Annotated in this window: 27 protein-coding genes, 1 tRNA gene and 2 pseudogenes; 23 read left to right on the forward strand and 7 right to left on the reverse strand. The window is 37.4% G+C overall.

Features of this window, described 5'->3' with window-relative positions; translation table 11 throughout:
• Positions 1-123 (forward strand): annotated as a pseudogene (locus BTHERMOSOX_RS05270) (IS1595 family transposase); the annotation flags it as partial.
• 60 nt (positions 124-183) lie between these two features.
• Positions 184-286: pseudogene (locus tag BTHERMOSOX_RS11770) on the forward strand (sugar transferase); the annotation flags it as partial.
• A gap of 72 nt (positions 287-358) precedes the next feature.
• Here the strand turns inward: BTHERMOSOX_RS11770 and BTHERMOSOX_RS05275 are convergent.
• A complete protein-coding gene (locus BTHERMOSOX_RS05275; RefSeq protein WP_138120080.1) occupies positions 359-1,246 on the reverse strand; it encodes a tyrosine-type recombinase/integrase in 888 nt (295 codons plus the stop codon).
• Positions 1,247-1,290: 44 nt separating this feature from the next.
• Between BTHERMOSOX_RS05275 and BTHERMOSOX_RS05280 the strand changes: the two genes are divergently transcribed.
• The 9 genes from BTHERMOSOX_RS05280 (at position 1,291) to BTHERMOSOX_RS05320 (ending at position 7,416) form a co-directional block, all read left to right on the forward strand.
• Positions 1,291-1,536: a helix-turn-helix domain-containing protein gene (locus tag BTHERMOSOX_RS05280; RefSeq protein ID WP_138120081.1), complete on the forward strand. Its 246-nt coding sequence runs from the start codon at positions 1,291-1,293 to the stop codon at positions 1,534-1,536.
• Positions 1,537-1,616: 80 nt separating this feature from the next.
• Entirely contained in the window at positions 1,617-2,171 is a 555-nt protein-coding gene (locus BTHERMOSOX_RS05285) for a hypothetical protein (RefSeq protein ID WP_138120082.1), read from the forward strand.
• The gene (locus BTHERMOSOX_RS05290; RefSeq protein WP_138120083.1) at positions 2,155-2,493 is read left to right on the forward strand and encodes a hypothetical protein; all 339 of its coding nucleotides are present in this window, start codon (positions 2,155-2,157) and stop codon (positions 2,491-2,493) included. The genes BTHERMOSOX_RS05285 and BTHERMOSOX_RS05290 overlap by 17 nt, the downstream gene beginning before the upstream one ends.
• A gap of 34 nt (positions 2,494-2,527) precedes the next feature.
• Entirely contained in the window at positions 2,528-2,671 is a 144-nt protein-coding gene (locus BTHERMOSOX_RS05295; RefSeq protein WP_212744629.1) for a hypothetical protein, read from the forward strand.
• 176 nt (positions 2,672-2,847) lie between these two features.
• The gene (locus BTHERMOSOX_RS05300) at positions 2,848-3,114 is read left to right on the forward strand and encodes a CopG family ribbon-helix-helix protein (protein ID WP_138120084.1); all 267 of its coding nucleotides are present in this window, start codon (positions 2,848-2,850) and stop codon (positions 3,112-3,114) included.
• Complete coding sequence (locus BTHERMOSOX_RS12055; protein WP_138120085.1) at positions 3,111-3,398, forward strand: type II toxin-antitoxin system RelE/ParE family toxin; 288 nt, start codon at positions 3,111-3,113, stop codon at positions 3,396-3,398. Before BTHERMOSOX_RS05300 ends, BTHERMOSOX_RS12055 begins: the two co-directional genes overlap by 4 nt.
• 229 nt (positions 3,399-3,627) lie before the next feature.
• Positions 3,628-5,562: a polysaccharide biosynthesis protein gene (locus BTHERMOSOX_RS05310; protein ID WP_138120086.1), complete on the forward strand. Its 1,935-nt coding sequence runs from the start codon at positions 3,628-3,630 to the stop codon at positions 5,560-5,562.
• A gap of 305 nt (positions 5,563-5,867) precedes the next feature.
• Complete coding sequence (locus BTHERMOSOX_RS05315) at positions 5,868-6,146, forward strand: helix-turn-helix domain-containing protein (RefSeq protein WP_249360610.1); 279 nt, start codon at positions 5,868-5,870, stop codon at positions 6,144-6,146.
• On the forward strand, positions 6,133-7,416 hold the full coding sequence (locus tag BTHERMOSOX_RS05320; RefSeq protein WP_138120087.1) for a HipA domain-containing protein: 1,284 nt from the start codon (positions 6,133-6,135) through the stop codon (positions 7,414-7,416). The genes BTHERMOSOX_RS05315 and BTHERMOSOX_RS05320 overlap by 14 nt, the downstream gene beginning before the upstream one ends.
• 166 nt (positions 7,417-7,582) lie before the next feature.
• On the opposite strand, the gene BTHERMOSOX_RS05325 is transcribed toward BTHERMOSOX_RS05320, so the two are convergent.
• From BTHERMOSOX_RS05325 to trpC, 5 genes are all read right to left on the reverse strand, one after another.
• Positions 7,583-7,674 (reverse strand) — tRNA-Ser (locus tag BTHERMOSOX_RS05325).
• Between the two features lie 130 nt (positions 7,675-7,804).
• Complete coding sequence (locus tag BTHERMOSOX_RS05330) at positions 7,805-8,152, reverse strand: hypothetical protein (RefSeq protein ID WP_138120088.1); 348 nt, start codon at positions 8,150-8,152, stop codon at positions 7,805-7,807.
• Positions 8,140-8,361 (reverse strand): hypothetical protein, encoded by a 222-nt coding sequence (locus BTHERMOSOX_RS05335; RefSeq protein ID WP_138120089.1) that lies wholly within the window; start codon positions 8,359-8,361, stop codon positions 8,140-8,142. The genes BTHERMOSOX_RS05330 and BTHERMOSOX_RS05335 overlap by 13 nt, the downstream gene beginning before the upstream one ends.
• Positions 8,354-8,767 carry an OsmC family protein gene (locus tag BTHERMOSOX_RS05340; protein WP_138120090.1) on the reverse strand — a complete coding sequence of 138 codons (414 nt, stop codon included), beginning with the start codon at positions 8,765-8,767 and terminating at the stop codon, positions 8,354-8,356. Before BTHERMOSOX_RS05340 ends, BTHERMOSOX_RS05335 begins: the two co-directional genes overlap by 8 nt.
• Entirely contained in the window at positions 8,764-9,561 is a 798-nt protein-coding gene (trpC, locus tag BTHERMOSOX_RS05345; protein ID WP_138120091.1) for an indole-3-glycerol phosphate synthase TrpC, read from the reverse strand. Before trpC ends, BTHERMOSOX_RS05340 begins: the two co-directional genes overlap by 4 nt.
• Before the next feature lie 88 nt (positions 9,562-9,649).
• Between trpC and kdsA the strand changes: the two genes are divergently transcribed.
• The 11 genes from kdsA to BTHERMOSOX_RS05400 are packed head-to-tail and all read left to right on the forward strand — an operon-like array spanning position 9,650 to position 17,633.
• Positions 9,650-10,483: a 3-deoxy-8-phosphooctulonate synthase gene (kdsA, locus tag BTHERMOSOX_RS05350; RefSeq protein ID WP_138120092.1), complete on the forward strand. Its 834-nt coding sequence runs from the start codon at positions 9,650-9,652 to the stop codon at positions 10,481-10,483.
• A gap of 6 nt (positions 10,484-10,489) precedes the next feature.
• Positions 10,490-11,320, forward strand: coding sequence for a DNA ligase (locus tag BTHERMOSOX_RS05355; RefSeq protein WP_138120093.1), 831 nt, complete (start codon positions 10,490-10,492; stop codon positions 11,318-11,320).
• Positions 11,321-11,356: 36 nt separating this feature from the next.
• A complete protein-coding gene (dapB, locus tag BTHERMOSOX_RS05360) occupies positions 11,357-12,088 on the forward strand; it encodes a 4-hydroxy-tetrahydrodipicolinate reductase (RefSeq protein WP_138120094.1) in 732 nt (243 codons plus the stop codon).
• An 11-nt stretch (positions 12,089-12,099) separates the two neighbouring features.
• Positions 12,100-12,399 carry a YciI family protein gene (locus tag BTHERMOSOX_RS05365; RefSeq protein WP_138120095.1) on the forward strand — a complete coding sequence of 100 codons (300 nt, stop codon included), beginning with the start codon at positions 12,100-12,102 and terminating at the stop codon, positions 12,397-12,399.
• A complete protein-coding gene (locus BTHERMOSOX_RS05370; protein ID WP_138120096.1) occupies positions 12,396-13,106 on the forward strand; it encodes an MBL fold metallo-hydrolase in 711 nt (236 codons plus the stop codon). The genes BTHERMOSOX_RS05365 and BTHERMOSOX_RS05370 overlap by 4 nt, the downstream gene beginning before the upstream one ends.
• Positions 13,103-13,351, forward strand: coding sequence for a hypothetical protein (locus tag BTHERMOSOX_RS05375; protein ID WP_138120097.1), 249 nt, complete (start codon positions 13,103-13,105; stop codon positions 13,349-13,351). The genes BTHERMOSOX_RS05370 and BTHERMOSOX_RS05375 overlap by 4 nt, the downstream gene beginning before the upstream one ends.
• Positions 13,351-14,595 (forward strand): TlpA disulfide reductase family protein, encoded by a 1,245-nt coding sequence (locus tag BTHERMOSOX_RS05380; protein ID WP_138120098.1) that lies wholly within the window; start codon positions 13,351-13,353, stop codon positions 14,593-14,595. The genes BTHERMOSOX_RS05375 and BTHERMOSOX_RS05380 overlap by 1 nt, the downstream gene beginning before the upstream one ends.
• A complete protein-coding gene (locus BTHERMOSOX_RS05385) occupies positions 14,592-15,776 on the forward strand; it encodes a BaiN/RdsA family NAD(P)/FAD-dependent oxidoreductase (protein WP_138120099.1) in 1,185 nt (394 codons plus the stop codon). Before BTHERMOSOX_RS05380 ends, BTHERMOSOX_RS05385 begins: the two co-directional genes overlap by 4 nt.
• 59 nt (positions 15,777-15,835) lie before the next feature.
• Complete coding sequence (locus tag BTHERMOSOX_RS05390; protein WP_138120100.1) at positions 15,836-16,456, forward strand: DUF4395 domain-containing protein; 621 nt, start codon at positions 15,836-15,838, stop codon at positions 16,454-16,456.
• Position 16,457: 1 nt separating this feature from the next.
• Positions 16,458-17,369 carry an MBL fold metallo-hydrolase gene (locus tag BTHERMOSOX_RS05395; protein WP_138120101.1) on the forward strand — a complete coding sequence of 304 codons (912 nt, stop codon included), beginning with the start codon at positions 16,458-16,460 and terminating at the stop codon, positions 17,367-17,369.
• Positions 17,370-17,396: 27 nt separating this feature from the next.
• On the forward strand, positions 17,397-17,633 hold the full coding sequence (locus tag BTHERMOSOX_RS05400) for a hypothetical protein (protein ID WP_138120102.1): 237 nt from the start codon (positions 17,397-17,399) through the stop codon (positions 17,631-17,633).
• Positions 17,634-17,800: 167 nt separating this feature from the next.
• Here the strand turns inward: BTHERMOSOX_RS05400 and BTHERMOSOX_RS05405 are convergent, their stop codons facing one another.
• Complete coding sequence (locus BTHERMOSOX_RS05405; RefSeq protein ID WP_138120103.1) at positions 17,801-18,382, reverse strand: malonic semialdehyde reductase; 582 nt, start codon at positions 18,380-18,382, stop codon at positions 17,801-17,803.
• 30 nt (positions 18,383-18,412) lie between these two features.
• Between BTHERMOSOX_RS05405 and BTHERMOSOX_RS05410 the strand changes: the two genes are divergently transcribed.
• Positions 18,413-18,837, forward strand: a 425-nt coding sequence (locus BTHERMOSOX_RS05410) for a hypothetical protein (protein WP_138120104.1), incomplete at its 3' end; no start/stop codon positions are given.

Genomic DNA, 18,837 nt, shown 5'->3' on the forward strand with positions numbered 1-18,837 from the left:
ATGAATAAAAATATGTTTAATTTACACTTGAAAGAATGTGAATTTAGATTCAATAATCGCAAGCAAAATCTTTATAAGATTTTGCTTGAAATGTTCAGAAAAGAGTCGCTTAAGTTGTCATGACCCTATTTTTAATAGGTGCAAGCATTAACATTATAAAAGGATAGAAAAGTGATATGAGTTTTTGTGGGGCTACACCCTGTACTTTATAACCAAGATGACTTGATTGCTTTACGTACTCAAAAAAGGTGTGGACAAGTTATTACCTGGTATTACAGGCTGGGCATAAGTGAATGGTTTTCTTAAAGGTGAAGACGGTGACTGTTGTGTTAAATTAGGTAGTCGATTTTTTCTGTAGTCAATTAATAATCAGCCAGTTGCTATCATTCCAACTTTGAAGATATCTCATTGCACTAGTTTCTGATTTCCAGCCACCTCTCAGCATAATTTTCTCTAGTGGGATATTTTTATTTAATAGGTCAATTGCAGCGCCAACTCTAAATGAGTGACCTGATAGCTCTCCAATTTGATTCAGTCCAGCTTGCTTTTGAAGACTTTTTAAAATATGATTAATCGATGCAGGCGTGAGAGATGGGTTGGTAGACAGATTTCGTTTGAAACTTCTAAGGATATAGCCACTATCATGGCCAATTGCCAATGACCAGCTTAAGATCATCTTAGATAGCTTGCCTGATATTGGAATTATTTTCCCTTGATTGTATTGATCAGTTTTAGAATGTCGAAGTAAGAGTGCATGCTTATGATTACCATGATGCTGTAAGTCTTCAAATTTAAATTTACATATTTCAGAACGTCGACGCATGGTTTCGTAGTCGAGTTGTAAAAGTAGTCTATTTCTGAGACCGACTATATCATCAGAGCAAATATCTTTAAGTTTTGCTAGAATATCGTAAGTTAAAGGTGTTGCTTGTTTTTGAGGCTTACCAAACTTCCTTCTAAGCTTTTTGATGGTTAAAATAACAACAGGCCCTTTTGTGGGATTGGTGCTTTTAGTGAGATTGAATATACTGCTAAGGCTGGCTACTCGCCTTTGAATTGTTGCAACAGTTAGGCTTTCACCCATCTGTAGAATGTAGTCTGCAAATTTATCTTCATTAATATTAAAGGGATCGTATTGATATTTATGACACCAGTTGGAATAATGCATATAATCTGATCTATAAGATCTAATTGTATTGGGCGCATAAGCGCCCTCTAAAGAAGAAAATAAATTTTTAATGTTCATAATTTAAACTTAAATGATATTATTAATATCATAATTATACTAAAATGATATCAGTTTGTCAAATAAAAGGTGCTCGTGGATTGTTAGGGTGGAGTGCATCAAAACTTGCAGAAGCTAGTGGTGTTGGCATTGCAACCGTAAGGCGTTATGAATTGCAAGATGGAATTCCATCGTCTAATACGTCAACCTTATTATCTATTCAGACAACATTGGAAGATGCTGGCATTGAGTTCACCGGAAATCCTTTGGTTAATCCCGGTGTGATTCTTAATTTAAAACACGATATTTGAATGGTCTTTACGGTCTAGCTTTACCAGTCTTTGTTTTCTCAACTACAAGGTGTTTATATTGAATGATTTAGTTAAATCTCTTGCTCCATTTTCTGTCCAACCCTAAGCTTCTGCCTGGTGAGTCTGAGTCAGAATTTCATTCAAGCTTGCAAGGCTTGCTTTCTGAGTTAAATAGCCCATCTCCGCTCAATGTTGCGCTGGTGATTCAGTTAAATGAATGTCTTTGGTGGATTAAGAGGCATGCAGTGGATAAAGAGCTGCTTCTACATGAGTCTATGGCCAGGATATTGGCCAGGGCCGATAGTTATATTGAGACTTATGATAATCATCAGGTGTCTAGCGCTCTTGAAAATTATTTTGCTGGTAATGTTAATAAGGGTGATAAAGAAATGATTGATAACTTATTAAAAAAGGGTGAGTTGACAATGCTGGACCTTCGGGCGCGTGGTTTTAAGGATGCATCCAAACACCTCAAGATGGCAGATGAATTGATTCATCGCCAGTATCAGACAATGCGACACCTTCAAAAGAGTATCGATGCGGTAGACTTTAAGTCTAGAATAATCAAGCGCATGGATCTTGAGCTGACTGATCTTGAAAACAAAGCTCAAGCTATTGATGTTAAGCCGTCCTAAGATTGTAGCCAATCGTCTAAATGCGCAGCTATCAACTGGGCCAAAAACCAGTCTTGGTAAGCGAGTTAGCAGTAAGAATTCAACCAAACATGGCCTTAATGTAGAGATTGACTTTGAATCCTCGGATGCTTATACATACTTAAAGTCCTTGTTGACTGGGGAAGGGTATTCGTCATTTGAGGCGGCCGATATTGCCGCCAACCTGCTCAATTATCGTCGCGTGATGGATGCTTACTATGAGACCTACACCAAGACCAAAGAGGTGGATGAATTTAACTGGAATATGAACTTAGTAGCTATGGGCATAGGCTTGGATGTATAAAGACTCACCACTCTCAGCTTCAGAGGCGCAAAGTATGGCCAGGATATTTGCACGCTTGCAGCGTGATGAGCATCGTCAAGGTGGGCCAGTCTCTCGTCGTACAGCTGATTGTCATAAGTTAATTCGCTATCAGCGAAATTCTATTTCTCATATCTCCAAAGCGATTCGTTCGGAGTAAAAAAAATGACAAAACGAACCCATTTATATTTATACTTTGACTTATGATAAATGCCCTTATCGTCAATGAAACAAGCTATATCAGCTAACTAAACTTTCTAATTTTCTAGGTAATAGATTTCTAATTAGCTGCTGTTTGTAATATAATGTAATACAAATAACTACAAAGGCTTTATTATGGGTGTTACTAGTATTCGTTTAAGTTCAGAGATTGAAAAGCCACTTGCAGACCTAACTAAAAAATTAGATAGAAGTAAAAACTATATTATCAATCGGGCAGTTGAAGAGTTTGTTGCACGTCAAGCAATGGAACGCGATCGATGGGAAGATGCGCTTGAGGCATTAGATTCTGTTAAAAATGGTAGACTTATTGATGCGGGCGTTGTTGAAAAATGGATGGATAGCTGGGGAGGTGACGATGAATTGCCAACCCCAACTATATGACAATTCATTACACGCTAGAGTCTGTACAGGATCTGGATCGATTACGAAAATTTATTGCCAATAAAAGTCTATCTGCTACCAATAGAATTGTAAGCGAGCTAAAGCAAGAGGTAAATAAATTGTGCGAATTCCCATCTATTGGGATTAAGATTGTCAGTATGGTAAATTCCAGCGAGATAAGAGATTTGTTTATTGGTCATTACACTGTTCGATTTCTTGTAGTGAATGATGATATCTTTATATTGAGGTTGTGGCATGATAAGGAAAATGAACGAAATAGTTAAGCTGTCAAAACCATGCCGACAATAGAGATTGCAAGACTGACTGGTAAAGACAGTTATTATCTTGAAGGGCTTTACAATAATTCTTCAATCCTCAGCTTGTTGATTTACTCAGTAATGCAGATGAATTGAAGCGCAACTCTTTATAAGTCAGAGCTTGGCTCAATTTAATAAAGATATTTTTTAGAAAAAGTGGTTTTTAACTCATATGATTAATAAGAATTAGATAGTAATGATAAACAGAATAATAAAACTTTCAAGAATTAATAAGCAGTTAATCATGTTGCTTGTTGACTCTGTGTTTTTGGTGTCAATACTATTGGCATCATTCTCAATTCGCTTGGGATATTGGTATTTCCCACAGGATGATTTGGTTTGGGTAATATTTGGCGCGCCAATTGTTGCTAGCATTATCTTTGTACGATTTGGTTTGTACCGTGCAGTGATTCGTTATATTGGATTTAAAGCTTTATGGGCTATTGTACAAGCAGTATCGCTATATGCATTAGTGTGGGGTGTGATTGGCTTTATGATAGTTGTTGATGGTATTCCTCGTTCTGTTATATTGATCAATTGGACTTTATCTTTATTAGCTATTGGTGGGGTGCGCATTATCGCCAGAGCGCTGCTCAGCGAAAATGCGAATTTTAAATTTTTAATATTTAATTTTAAATTGAACAGCAAAAGCAATAGCAATAAAAAACGAGTATTGGTGTATGGTGCGGGTGATGCAGGTATTCAGCTGGTTAGTGCGTTGGCACACTCTTCTGAATACAATCCTATTGGTTTTATTGATGATTCAAATGAGCTTCAGGGTAATCATATTAGAGGCTTGAATGTTTACTCTGTAGATAGTATTGCTGAAGTTATTGCTAAGCTTAAGGTTGATGAGGTATTAATTGCTATGCCGTCTGCTTCACGTACAAAACGACTAGATATTATTAATGTATTGGAGCCTTATCCAGTGTTGGTTCGCATGTTGCCTGGTGTGGCAGAACTTGCACAAGGCAAGGTAAGTATTGGTGATTTACGTGAAGTGAGTATTAAAGACTTATTAGGGCGTGAGTCGGTAGAAGCTAATAAAGATTTACTGGGTAAAAATATTACCAATAAGGTTGTTGTTGTTACTGGTGCAGGTGGCTCAATTGGTTCAGAGCTTTGTAGACAAATTGTATTTTTAAAGCCTAAGGCGCTTATCTTGTATGAGATGAGTGAGTTAGCACTCTATACCATTGAAAAAGAGTTGTCTATTATTGGCATGCATTCAATGGATATTTATCCAATACTGGGTAGTGTTAATAATAAGACTCGATTAAGTAATGTGTTTAAACGTTTTGGTGCGGATACTATTTATCATGCAGCGGCTTATAAGCATGTGCCTATGGTGGAGTTTAATAATACTGAAGGGGTTGACAATAACATCTTTGGTACACTTAACTGCGCTCAAGTGGCGATTGATGCCGGCGTGGAAATTTTTGTATTGATATCAACCGACAAAGCAGTGCGCCCGACTAACACCATGGGCGCAACTAAGCGTAGCGCTGAGCTAGTATTGCAAGCTTTATCTGCCAGGCAAAGGGGCACAAAATTTACTATGGTGCGTTTTGGTAATGTACTAGGCTCTAGTGGCTCTGTTATTCCTTTGTTTAAACAACAGATTAAAGCCGGTGGTCCAGTAACCGTTACTGATAAAAATATCATTCGTTATTTTATGACCATACCTGAGTCGGTAGAGCTTGTGATTCAGGCAGGCGCTATGGGTACAGGTGGTGATGTATTTGTGCTTGACATGGGCAAGCCGATACGTATTGTTGGTTTAGCTCAGAAGATGATTAGATTGAGTGGACTAGAAGTAAAAGATGAATTACACCCTGATGGTGATATTGAGATTAAATACACCGGTCTTCGACCTGGTGAAAAGCTTTATGAAGAACTATTAATTGGTGATAACGTAAGTGATACGGATAATCCACTGATTATGCGTGCACAAGAAGATATGATTGTCTGGGATGAGCTAGAGCCAATATTAAACGGCTTGAGTAGTGCTATTGATAAATACGATCATAAAAAACTACGTGAATTATTGATTGAACTTGTACCTGGGTTTAAGCCGCAGTGTGAAATATCAGATCTGTTATATAACGAACGGCTAACTGCTGATAGCTAGTTGTGTAATGGCCTGACAAACTTGGACGTAAAGATAGTCTTGTACCCCTTAATGGAGTACTGTTGTTAGGCGTAATGCCTAGGCTTATGTATTGATATTAGCCGGGTAACGTATGGACGTTTAGAGTGTGGTGAAATTTAATTGCCTATTTAAATAGTATTTTTATATAAACACATTGATAGGCCCCATTATATTAGGATTTATTATAAATTATTAGATTAATAGTGATACAATCCCATTATATTAGGATTTATTATAAAATATGAGCTTGATTTATAATTAATCATAGCTATTTAGGATTTATTATGGCAAAGATGGTTAAAGCAATTAAAGATCCAGACTGCTTAGGTACAATGGATTCACAGTGTATTGGGCAACTGATTCGTGCACGCAGAACACAAAGTGGCCTTACAATCGAACAAGCTAGTGCATTATGCGGTGTTGCCAAGCAAACCCTAATGATGATTGAGCATGGTAATAAAAAATCTCAAATTGGCAAAGTATTTCAGGTTTTAAAAGGGTTGGGGGTGTCGTTATCAGTTAATCAATCCGATAGTCAGAGAGACAATAATGAATGGATCTAAATTATTTGTCTGTATTGATAGAAATATTATTGCTAATTTAGAATTGATTGATGGTGAAGTAATTTGGCGGTATAGTAATTATTGGCAAAAAAATGGTTACGCCCTGTCTCCATATTTACCTTTAAGTAACAATATTAACAATGCAGACGTAAAGCGTTATTTAAATAACTTATTGCCTGAAGGTAGTGGCTTGGATGAATTAGTTACTCAATTTGGCATTAGTAAAAATAATACCTTTGCATTGGTTAGAATTTTAGGACAAGACTTGCCCAGTTTGTTTAGCTTGTCTGCTAATGGTTGTGCTCAAGTTAATAAAACTCAGTTTATAAAACTTAAATCTAAAGAGTTGGCCGATCGATTAAATAAATCACAAAACGCAATCAGCCTGATTATCTGGGATGGCAAGCCAAGACTATCAGTTGCTGGTGTTCAAAATAAAATCAATGTTGTTATTAATGATAAAGGCGAAATGGGTTTTGGAGAAGGTGATTTACGTTCAACCCACTTATTGAAATTTGAAAATGGACAATCTACCAATCTTGTTATTAACGAGCATATCACTATGGGTTTAGCAAGAGCTTGCCGACTTGATGTTGCTGATACTGAAATTAAATATTTTGATTCACATCCTGGTTTATTGGTTAAACGTTTTGATAGAAAGCTTGCAAAAAACACAACACAAAGAAGACATATGATCGATGGTGCCCAGGCATTAAATCTACCTCCTGAGTATAAATATGAGCGCAACTTTGGTAGTGGTAGAGATGTTAAGCATATCCGTGATGGTGCAAGCTTGCCTAAGTTGTTTAGCTTTGCTGACAAATGTATTAGCCCAGCACTAACAAAGCAAAAATTATTAGACTGGGTATTGTTTAATCTGATGGTTTGTAATGCTGATGCACATGGTAAAAACGTCAGTTTTTTTCTATCAAGCAAAGGTATTGAGCTAACCCCTTTTTATGATTTAGTGAATATAGCAATGTATGAGGAGTTTGACCAAGAATTAGCTATGGCAATTGGTGATGAGTTTGATATGCAAGATATTAATGCTTATCAATTAGCTGATTTTGCAGATAATTGCAGGTTGAAAAGGAGTTTAATTGTGAGAAATATAAATAATTTAGCTGGCAAACTTCTTGAGAATATAGACAATGTAATTAATAATGCTAATATTAATATTGAGTACGCTAAAAAATATAAGAAGTTGGTAGTGAAGCGAGTAAATCATTTCTTATCTATTTCTAGCTCTATTATTGAGATGGAAATATAGTGCAAATTGTCTTTATATCTTCAATAAGAGGTGATAGGCAGTAAAAAATAAGTTGTTTCTTTGTTAATTTTTTGAAAAAAATCCACTAGCAATAAAAAATTTAGTGAAAATGCGGTTAAACTTTTAGTTAGTGTGCTCTATAAGTACTACTACTAAAGGAAATGTATGGCGGAGAGTGAGGGATTTGAACCCTCGAAAGGGGATAAACCCTTTACACCCTTAGCAGGGGCGCGCCTTCAGCCACTCGGCCAACTCTCCATGAAAAAAAATATTATACGCTATTTAAGTTATATTTAAATAGTCAGTTTTAAAAACCGTAATTGTATCTTAGTTTGAGTTGTCCTGGATCGTCACCTCTAAAGTCAATCATGCGAAATCTTAATTGCCCCTAGTCACCTTCTAGCTTGATCTTTTCTTGTAGTGCAAGGAGTTTAATTTTAGCATCAAGAATCAACTGTTCTGATTCATTCCAGTCGCTATCTCCACCTTGAGGGGTGCCGATTTGATATTCTCGGAAAAGTAATTCATTTTTAAGGTTATCTACTTCAAGATTAATATCATAAAGATTTTCACCTAGATCGTAACTAACCTCAAGATCAAGAATTTCATAATTAATGGATTCAAGCTCATCAACGATATTGATTGAGTTTTGTGCATTATCATCAGCAATAATACCGAGACTTAATGGTGAAATCAGTAGTAAAGAAGTTCTTAAAATAGCAGTTAAGAAAACCAATGATACATTCCCAACGCGTTGATACAAACAAAGACGGTGTTTAGCAAAACTAAAGATTTATCATTATTTTTAGCACCTTGAATGATCCAGCTGATGGCTGAAATCATAAAGAAGATGTAGCCATATCTGGAATATTCAAAATTAAGTGCCACCATCAGTGCGCCAGTAATACCGGTTACCGTGCCTAACCAGCCCCAATTATTACCCATTGATAGTGAAGTTGTGGGTAACTGTAGCTGTTTTGCCAAGCATGATTGAAGCTGAGCAGTATTTATCAGCAGAAAGGCTAACTGCTTTAGCTACTTTTTTCTCGTTAAGGTTTTCACCTTTAATGATAAAATGAAGGTGAATTTTGATGAACACTTTTGGATGCTCATCGGCACGATCAGCTGAAATTTCAACTCGACAATCATTCACTATTTCGCGCATTTTTTTAAGTGTAGAAACTACATCAACTGTGGTGCAGCCGCCCATGCCAAGAAGTAACATTTCCATTGGTCGAATGCCTAAATTTTTACCACCTAAATCTTCAGGGCCATCCATTACAATTGCATGTCCACTGGCAGATTCGCCAACCATCATCATGCCATCAATCCATCTGACTGTTGACTTCATGAGAAAATATCCTGCAGTGCTTTACCTGGATTTGGTGCACGCATAAAGGCCTCACCTACTAAGAATGAATGAATGTTGTGACTCTTCATAAGTTTGACATCATCCGCACCTAAAATACCACTTTCAGTAATGACTAATGTGTCATCATCAATGGCATCAAGAAGATCTATGGTTGTTTGCAGAGTAACATCAAATGTGCGCAAATTACGGTTGTTAATGCCAATCATTGGTAGGCGTAACACTTGAACGCGCTTGAATTCTTCAAGATTGTGTACTTCCACTAAAACATCCATGTGACATGAAATAGCTAGCATAGATAAGTCTTCTAATCTTTGGTCAGTTAAACAGGCGGCAATTAGCAAAATACAATCTGCACCTAGCACTCTTGATTGAAATACTTGGTAAGGCTCAATAATAAATTCTTTGCGCAATACTGGCAAAGTAACTACCGATCTAACCTCGGCTACATATTTATCATCACCTTGAAAATAATCTTTATCAGTTAAAACCGAAATACAAGCTGCACCATGTTCGGCGTAGCTCTTGGCAATTTCAGCTACATTAAAGTTTTCTCTTAAAATTCCCTTGGATGGCGATGCTTTTTTTATTTCAGCAATAATGGCACTTTCTTTAAGATTAACTTTGTCTTTTAACGCTTGATAGAAATCACGCGTGGTACGATCTTCATAGGCCTTTTCCATCATTGTGTTATATGGCATTATCTCAAGCGCTGCTTTAATTTCTTGCTCTTTTTTGGCAATAATTTTCTTTAGAATATCGGGTGTATTTGACATAGATAATATTTATTTCTGAATGCTGTTCATTTTAAATGAATTGTTTGGCTTATAATTGACCTTATCAATTATTAACCGTGTAAATACAATGAAATTATTAGACTTTGAAATTGGCATTGATCAGCCATTTTTCCTCATCTCAGGCCCTTGTGTGATTGAGTCAGAAAAGCTAGCAATGGAAACGGCTGAAACCTTAAAAAAAGTGACTGAAGAGCTGGGTATTAATTTTATTTATAAGTCTTCATATGACAAGGCAAATCGTTCAAGTACAGGTAGTTTTAGAGGTTTGGGTATTGAAGAAGGTTTAAGAATTCTTCAAAAAGTCAAAGATGAAATTGGCATTCCAGTACTAACCGATGTTCATGAAGATACACCACTTGATGAAGTGGCTTGCGTTGTAGATATGATGCAGACACCAGCTTTTTTAGTACGTCAAACTAATTTTATTCAAAATGTCTGTAAGCAAGGTATTCCGGTTAATATTAAAAAAGGCCAATTCCAAGCGCCTTGGGATATGCAAAACGTAGTTGATAAAGCATTCGAGACTGGTAACCAACAAATCACCATTTGTGATCGTGGCACCTCATTTGGCTACAATACGCTAGTATCTGATATGCGCGGTTTATCAACTATGCGCTCAACTGGTCAGCCAATTGTTTTTGATGCGACACACTCAGTGCAACAACCGGGCGGCAACGGCTTAACCTCTGGCGGTCAAAGGGAAATGGTGCCAGTGCTGGCAAGAGCGGCTGCTGCAGTGGGTGTGTCAGGCTTTTTCATGGAAACCCATCCCAACCCTGAAATTGCTTTGAGTGATGGTCCTAATATGATTCCAATCCATAAAATGGCAGACATGCTAAAAGCCTTGCAAGATATTGATAATATCACTAAGCAGAATGGATTTTTGGAAGACGAGCTGTAGAAGGTCATGATAAAAACAGGCTTTCAATTTATTTTAGTTTGCTTGTTATTTTCTCAATCAGTATTAGCCAAGGCGCCTGATTTATTTTTACTCAAGACTTATGATGATAGTAAGTCTATTGTTGGCTGGGTAATGAGTGAAAAACTAGACGGTATCCGTGGCTTTTGGGATGGTGAAAATTTAATCACTCGAGGTGGTAACCCAATCCATGCACCCGGTTGGTTTACGAAAAATTATCCACCATTTGCCATTGATGGCGAGCTTTGGACTAAGCGTGGTGATTTTGAAAATATCAGCTCAATTGTACGCAGTAAAGATTCTGGCGATCGTTGGCATAAAATCACCCATCAAATTTTTGAAGTGCCTAATCAATCTGGTGGATTGCTAGAGCGATTGGCTATTTTAAAGGCCTATTTAGATAAAAATTCGAATACGCCTATCAGCATAATTCCACAGATAAGAATTAATGTTAAAAAGAAATTGTCTAATTTTCTTGAAGAAGTAGTGAGTGATAAGGGCGAGGGTGTTGTAGTTAGAAACCCTGACACAACCTACCAAACTGGGCGATTATCTTCAGCGCTCAAGGTTAAAAAATATTTTGATAGCGAATGTACCGTATTAAAAATATTGCCAGGAAAGGGTAAATATGCTGGCATGATGGGTTCTGTGCTTTGCCAAGTAGCAGGTGGAAGGCAGTTAAAAGTCGGATCGGGCTTTAAGGATAAAGATAGGGTTAATCCGCCTAGTGTTGGTAGTAAAATTACTTTTAAATATTACGGCTTCACTAAAAAAGGCAACTATAAATATCCAGTATATTTAAGAGCTAGATCAGAATAATCGAAGTTTAATTAGAATTAACAAGGCAAATAAAACATGATAAAAATTGCAGTGGTGGGCAGCGCAGGGCGCATGGGCCAAACTATTATCGAATCTATTAATCAGAATGATAAAGTCAGTTTAGGCATTGCCCTTGATAAGGGTGATGATCTTAACGCTGTACTTGATCAATTCGATGTGTTGATTGATTTCACTCGACCTGAAGCTACGCTCGATTATCTGAAAATTTGCCAGCAAGCTGAAAAATCAATTGTAATTGGTACTACCGGTTTTGACGATGCAGGGCTTGAATTAATTAATAACGCTGCTAAAAACATTCCTGTGGTATTTGCACCGAACATGAGTGTTGGTGTTAATTTAACTTTGAAGCTACTTGATATGGCTGCTAAAGTCATTGGTGAAGATGCTGATATTGAAATCGTAGAAGCGCATCATCGTTATAAAGTTGATGCCCCTTCTGGTACCGCTTTAAAGATGGGTGAGGTGGTTGCTAATGCCTTGGGCAGAGATTTATCACAATGTGCTGTTTATGGTCGTGAAGGTATAGAAGAGCCAAGAGATCGTCAGACTATCGGTTTTTCTACCATTCGTGGTGGCGATGTTGTAGGCGAGCATACAGTTAGTTTTTTTATGGAGGGTGAGCGTGTTGAAATTACTCATAAAGCTTCATCACGCATGACATTTGCCAATGGTGCAGTGCGCGCTTCTAGCTGGTTAGAGGGTCAATCAGCAGGCTTGTATTCTATGCAAAACGTACTAGATTTGTAGGAGTTGATTAAATGTTATATGCCGTTATTTCTCAAGATGTTGAAAACTCATTGGAAAAAAGAATGTCTGTGCGTCCAGCGCATATTGAACGTTTGAACGCCTTAAAAAATGAAGGTCGATTAATTCTTGCTGGTCCACATCCTGCGATTGATAATAACGATCCAGGCGAAGCAGGTTTTACTGGCTCGTTAGTTGTGGCTGAGTTTGATTCATTGGTAGATGCTCAAGCTTGGGCGGATGCCGATCCGTATATGGCATCTGGCGCGTATGCGAGTGTTGTGGTTAAGCCGTTTAAAAAAGTATTGCCATGAGCCTTATTTTCAGACCTTTATTTGAAAAAGAAAGTTCAACTTACACGTATTTATTGGCTGATTCTAAAACCAAAGAGGCTATTATTATTGATGCAGTTAGTGAAACCAAACAAAGAGATATTGGCCTAATTGAAGAATTAGGACTAACGCTTAAATACATTATTGAAACCCATGTACATGCGGATCATATTACTAGCTCATGCCCACTTAAAGAAAAATTTACTCAAGCTCAAATCGTTTTAAGCGAAGCCAATGCAGTTGCATGTGCCGATGTATTAATCAAAGATGGCGAAAGACTTGATTTTGGCGAATTTAACATTAAAGCCATGTCAACACCAGGGCATACAGATGGCTGCATGTCATTCGTAGTGAGTGATAAGGTTTTCACTGGCGATGCACTATTGATTAGAAGTTGTGGACGCTGTGATTTTCAAGGTGGTTCGGTTGACAAATTATTTAATTCTATCTCTAAGCTGTTTACTTTGCCAGACGAAACTTACGTTTATCCTGCGCATGATTATGGCGGACGTACGGTTAGCTCTATTTGGGAAGAGAAAGCTTTTAATGAGATGATTGGCGGCGGCGTGGATAAACAAGAGTTCGTGCGTAGGGTTAATGCGATGGAGTTATCCCTACCTGCAAAGATTCATGTTGCAGTGCCATCAAATCAAGTTTGTGGCTCAAGAATCATCACTAATAAACCATGAGAGGCTATTCGCTAGATCCACACCCTAGTGCGAACGCTGCTAAAGAAGAGTTTGCAGTGGTATTGATACCTCGCGTAAACCGCAGACGCGTACCTGCAAATAATGTGGAGATAGTTTCAGATTTAAAAACTGCCATGGATCAATCAAATCCAGATAAAAACTTTTATGCCGCTAAGGTTGTAGGCCCTGCACGTTCATCAGAAGGCATGTTTTTGTATTATATTTTAGAGATGTACAACGCATAATGAAGTGGCTTTTATCAGTATGGATGCTGTTTTCAATTACTGTTCATGCAGGTGAAAAATTTGAACTAGAGCTTAACTCTGGTGAATCAATCAGTGTCGATACGTATCGTGCAGATGGCGATACTTTGTATATACACTTGCCTTCAGAGCGCGGACTAGGCAAAGGCTATGTTGCTACCGCCCAACAAATGGCATTTGAAGGCCACACACTGTGGGCGCTTGATTTGCATTCAAGCTATATGATCGCACCACGTCGTAGTAGTATTGATAAATTCAATATCCCTGATTTATTGGAATTAATTAATTATTCAAAAAATCAGGGCTTTAAAAATCTATTTTTTATCGCATCGGGTCGAGGTGCACAACTTGCGTTGAAAATTGCCAATCAATGGCAGTTGAAAAACCCAAATGCTAATTATTTAAAAGGACATATTTTTCACTCTCCACACCTAATTTATGGCAAGCCAAAATTAGGTGATGAAGCACAGTATGTGGATATTGCTCAAGTTAGTAATTTACCAGTATATTTAATCTTGCCTCAGTATGGTACTAAGTATTTTCGAGCAGAAGAAATTGTTAACGTCTTAAAAGAGGGTGGCAGCTCTGTTTTTACCCATCGATTAAAAGGTGTTAATGGTGGCTTTCACATGCGTAATGAGAAAGACTTGTCAAAGCGCAGCTTAAAGGCAAAAGATAATTTAGATGATACTTACTTACTCGCGTCTAATTTGCTACTGAGTGTCAATCCACCAGGACCTTCAAAGCTAAAACAAATTATTCAAAAATCTAACAAAATTTCATTTTCTGACCCAGTGTTAAAGCCCTATACACAAAAACAATTCATCTCTTTATCGCTAAATAACTTAACGGATGAGGTGATTAACTTGGAGCAGTATAAAGGCAAAGTGGTGTTACTTAATTTTTGGGCAAGTTGGTGCAAGCCCTGTGTTAAAGAAATCCCATCTTTGGTCAGATTGAGTAATCAGTTTGATCAGAAAGATTTTCAAATTATCACTATTAATGTGGGTGAGTCAAAACAACAGATCAAAGAATTTATGCAGAAAGTAACCTTTGATTTACCAGTTTTGCTGGATCATGCTGGCGTTGCCGTTAGAGATTGGGGTGTGTACGCTTATCCATCTAATTTTTTATTAGATAAAAATGGTGTTATTCGTTATGGCTATCGAGGTGCTTTGGAGTGGGACGGCCCAAATATCATTAACACTATTAGGCAGTTGCTTTGAAACAATATGATGTGATTATTATTGGTGCAGGTGCAGCGGGGCTGATGTGTGCCGCACAAGCGTCCAAACGTGGTCGTAGTGTGTTGTTACTCGATAAATGCATAAAAGCAGCGAAGAAAATTCTTATTTCAGGCGGTGGTCGCTGCAACTTTACCAATCTGTATATTGAGCCAGAAGCTTACATTTCTAATAATTCACATTTTTGTAAGTCGGCTTTGTCCCGCTACACACAATGGGATTTTATCGTCCAGCTTGAATCGCACCAATTAAGCTGGACTGAAAAAACCCTTGGTCAATTGTTTTGTGATCAAAAATCTAATGCTGTTGTCAATATGCTATTGGAAGAGTGTGCAGACGTTGATATTATCCTAAATGCAAATGTTGATAAGATTGATTTTAATGAACAATATTTACTTAATACCAGTCAAGGTGACTTTCAAGCTCAATCATTGGTTATTGCCAGTGGTGGCCCAAGCATTCCTAAAATGGGTGCAACGGATTTTGGCCTGCAAATCGCCAAACAATTTAGACATAAATCCATTGGCTTTAAGCCGGGCTTAGTGCCATTTACTTTTTCACAGCAAGATATTAGTCGTTATTTCAAAGATCTATCCGGTTTGTCACTTGAGGTAAGTATTAGTTGTAACGGTCAAAGCTTTAAAGAAATGGCACTGATTACTCACCGAGGCATTAGCGGCCCAGCTGTATTGCAAATTTCATCTTATTGGCAAAAAAGTCAATCGATTGAAATTGACTTGTTGCCAGGTATTGATGCCACCAAGTTGTTACTCTCTGAACAGCAACAGCGCGGTACAACTAATCTTAAAAATATCTTAAATGAATATTTCTCAAAGCGCTTAGCGCTTCGATTAACTCAAGTTTTAATATCGATAGATTTATCTGAGAAATCTTTAGGTGAAATCAACCAAGCAGACCTTAAAACGTTTGCAGAAGCACTAAATAATTGGGTGTTAACACCAAGTGGCACCGAAGGTATGCGTACAGCTGAGGTTTGTACAGGTGGCGTAGATACCAATGAATTATCTTCTAAAACCATGGAGTCAAGCAAGCAACCCGGGCTTTATTTTATTGGTGAAACCGTTGACGTAACTGGCTGGCTAGGTGGCTACAACTTCCAATGGGCTTGGTCATCAGGGTGGGCTGCCGGACAAGTGGTTTAAAAAGCTGTTTTTTCGTTACTTGTGTATAATTGAATGTATTAATGGTTACAAAATGATATATGCTTGCATTTGGAGAAAAAGTAGAAGGTTATGACTCACTCATGTTCAATGAACGTGAAGTCAGAGCGGCAGCAGGTATCGTATTTTTATTTGCCTTTATGGCATTTATGAGTGGATTTTTAACCGGTAATAATGAGCCAACCAAGTTAATGGTTAGTGTCTTTTTATTTGATTTCTTTATTAGGATTTTTATTAGCCCAAAATACGCACCATCAATGGTGGTTGGGCGTTGGATTGTTAATAATCAAAAGCCTGAGTATACCGACGCCGCCCCTAAAAAATGGGCTTGGTCATTTGGCTTTATTCTGGCGGCAACTATGTTTTATTTGGTGGTGCTTAACGATATTCGCGGTCCAATCAACATCTTAACCTGTGCCTTGTGTTTAGGCTTGTTATTCTTTGAAGCGGTATTTGGCATCTGTGCCGGTTGTAAGATTTACAATTTGGTTCACAATAAAAAAGTTAAGCACTGCCCAGGTGAAGTTTGTGATCTAAGCAGAGTTAAAGCACCCATTCAATATTTAAACGGCTTACAAAAAATTGTTTTTATATTGGCATTTATAGCGTTATTTTATTTAACGTTCGGCGACATTATTAAATTTTTAATTTTTGGAGAATAACATGAAACAAATAGCTATATTTTTAATGCTAATTGCCAATATGGCAATGGTACAAGCTGCACTCAACGTACAAAAAATTACTGATAATGTTTATGCTCTAGAGGGTGAAACCACTCAGCGATCGCCAAGTAATTTTGGTAATAATTCAACTCACGGCGTTATCATAACTAAAGAGGGTGTTATTCTTATCGATTCGGGCGCTAGTTATTTGGGTGCCAAAGAGCTCCATGAGACTATTCAAACGATTACTGATCAGCCCATTAAAATTATCATCAACACCGGTGGTCAAGATCATCGTTGGTTAGGTAATGATTACTTCCAACAGTTAGGTGCTAGAATTATTGCCTCTAGTAAAACTAAGCAAGATCAAAAAGTTAGGGCGGATTATCATTTAAATAGACTAGGCGGGTTAATCAAAGAGAGTTTAGAAGGTACTGAGCCTTTCTTTGCAACAGAGACCTTTGATGAAAAAATGAATCTCACATTGGGTGATGTAAATTTAGAATTGTATCATTTTGGTGCAGCGCATACCGTGGGCGATATTGTTGTTTGGATGCCAAGTGCCAAAACTATGTTTACAGGTGATGTTGTGTTTAATGACAGAATGCTGGGCATCGGTCCTGCTAAAAACGTCCAAAGTTGGATTGATGCGTTTGAAAAAATGGCTGAATTTAAGCCAGAGCACATTGTTCCTGGCCATGGTAAAGCGTCTGATTTAGCCACAGCTACTAAAAATACTCAACAATACTTACAATTCCTAATAGATAAAATTTCTAAAATTTTGGATAATGATGGTGATATGCTGCAAGCGAGTAAAATTGATCAGAGTAATTTCCACTTTTTAACTGGGCATAAAGACATTGCTGGCAAGAATGCTCAATGGGTATTTGAGCAAATGGAATTCGATTATTAATTTATAAAATAAAAAAAAGGATAGATTATGAAAGGAATTAGGTATTTATTCGCCATGTCATGGACGATAATTGCACTGGGTGCATTTGCAGTTTTTGGTTTGAGTGACGATGATAAAGAGGCTAAAGCCTCAGATGCGGTTGAAAAAACAGCAGATGAGTGTGAAATTCCAGCTTTTGCTAAGGCTATTGGTCATGAAGATTTATGGCTTAAGCATAATGGCTGCCCACCAAGAGAGGAAAGCGACAAAACGGATAAAGAGTAAGTTGAATTTGGTGTTTGTGTGCCATTTTTAAAATTTGCCAAATTTTTCAAAAGCTTTAATCTAAAAGGTCAAAAAACCCATAAAAAGCCAATTTAACGGCCTTTTTATGGGGTTTTCTTGTTTAAAAGGCTATTTTTTATAGCCCATATTGAAAATTTCTAAAATTTTTAAACAATCTCACAAGCTTCATTAAAGCTTAAACGTGGCCCACGTGGGAATATTTTTGATTCATCACCTTGTCCAAGTGCACAAATAAAGATTGACTTGGTTTTTCCATCTGGGAAAAATTCACCATCTAAGGTTGTGTTATTAAAGCCACCCATTGGCCCGCAATCTAGTCCAACAGCGCGTGCTGCTAGCATAAAGTAAGCGCCTTGCAAAGTGGCGTTCATCTCACCTGCTGATTTGATTTTTGCAGGATTGCCGGCGTACCAACTTTTGGCATCTGTATGTGGGAACAAAAAGCTTAGTTTTTCATAAAATTCAATATCATAGCTAATGATAGCAACTACTGGCGCAGCCATAGCTTTATCAACATTGCCTTCATCAAGATGAAGCTTTAACTTTTGTTTAGCCTCGTCTGATTTTACAAAAGTTATTCTTGCTGGAGAGTTGTTGGCTGCAGTTGGGCCAAATTTCATCAATTCGTAAATTTGGGAAATTTGCTTGTCTGAAATATCTTGGTCTAGCCAGCCATTATGACTTCTAGCATTAATAAATAAAGTGTCTAAAGCGTTCTGATCTAGCATTAAAATATCCTTAAAAATTTAAATAAAACAATGTTAGATTATATATTTTTCGATTCATCACTCTCGGCCAAATTTAAAGACCATTTGACAAAGGCGGGTATAGAGTTTCAAGTACAAATTGATGAAAATTTTGGCTCAGTACAAGGTGAAATACTTAGTATTTCTGATGATACAAATGAGACGATATTAAGTGAATTACAAGATTTGTATGATGATCTTCAAGATCAGATGGAGCAATTACTTGAACAGGGTGATGAAGGTTTGATGATTAATGCTGCTGGTATGGAAGTTAAACTCAAGGATGGATCGATGTGCACACTCAGGGTTTCTCCAGAAATTGTCACACGTATTTTAACTGTGTTAGAATTTGACGAATTACAGGCATTTATAGAGAATATTGCAAGAAGTGTAGAGGAGCCAGACAACGGGCACTTCTGTCACAATTTAAATAAGGA

Source organism: Bathymodiolus heckerae thiotrophic gill symbiont (assembly GCF_900128515.1).
Classification (GTDB): Bacteria; Pseudomonadota; Gammaproteobacteria; order PS1; family Pseudothioglobaceae; genus Thioglobus_A.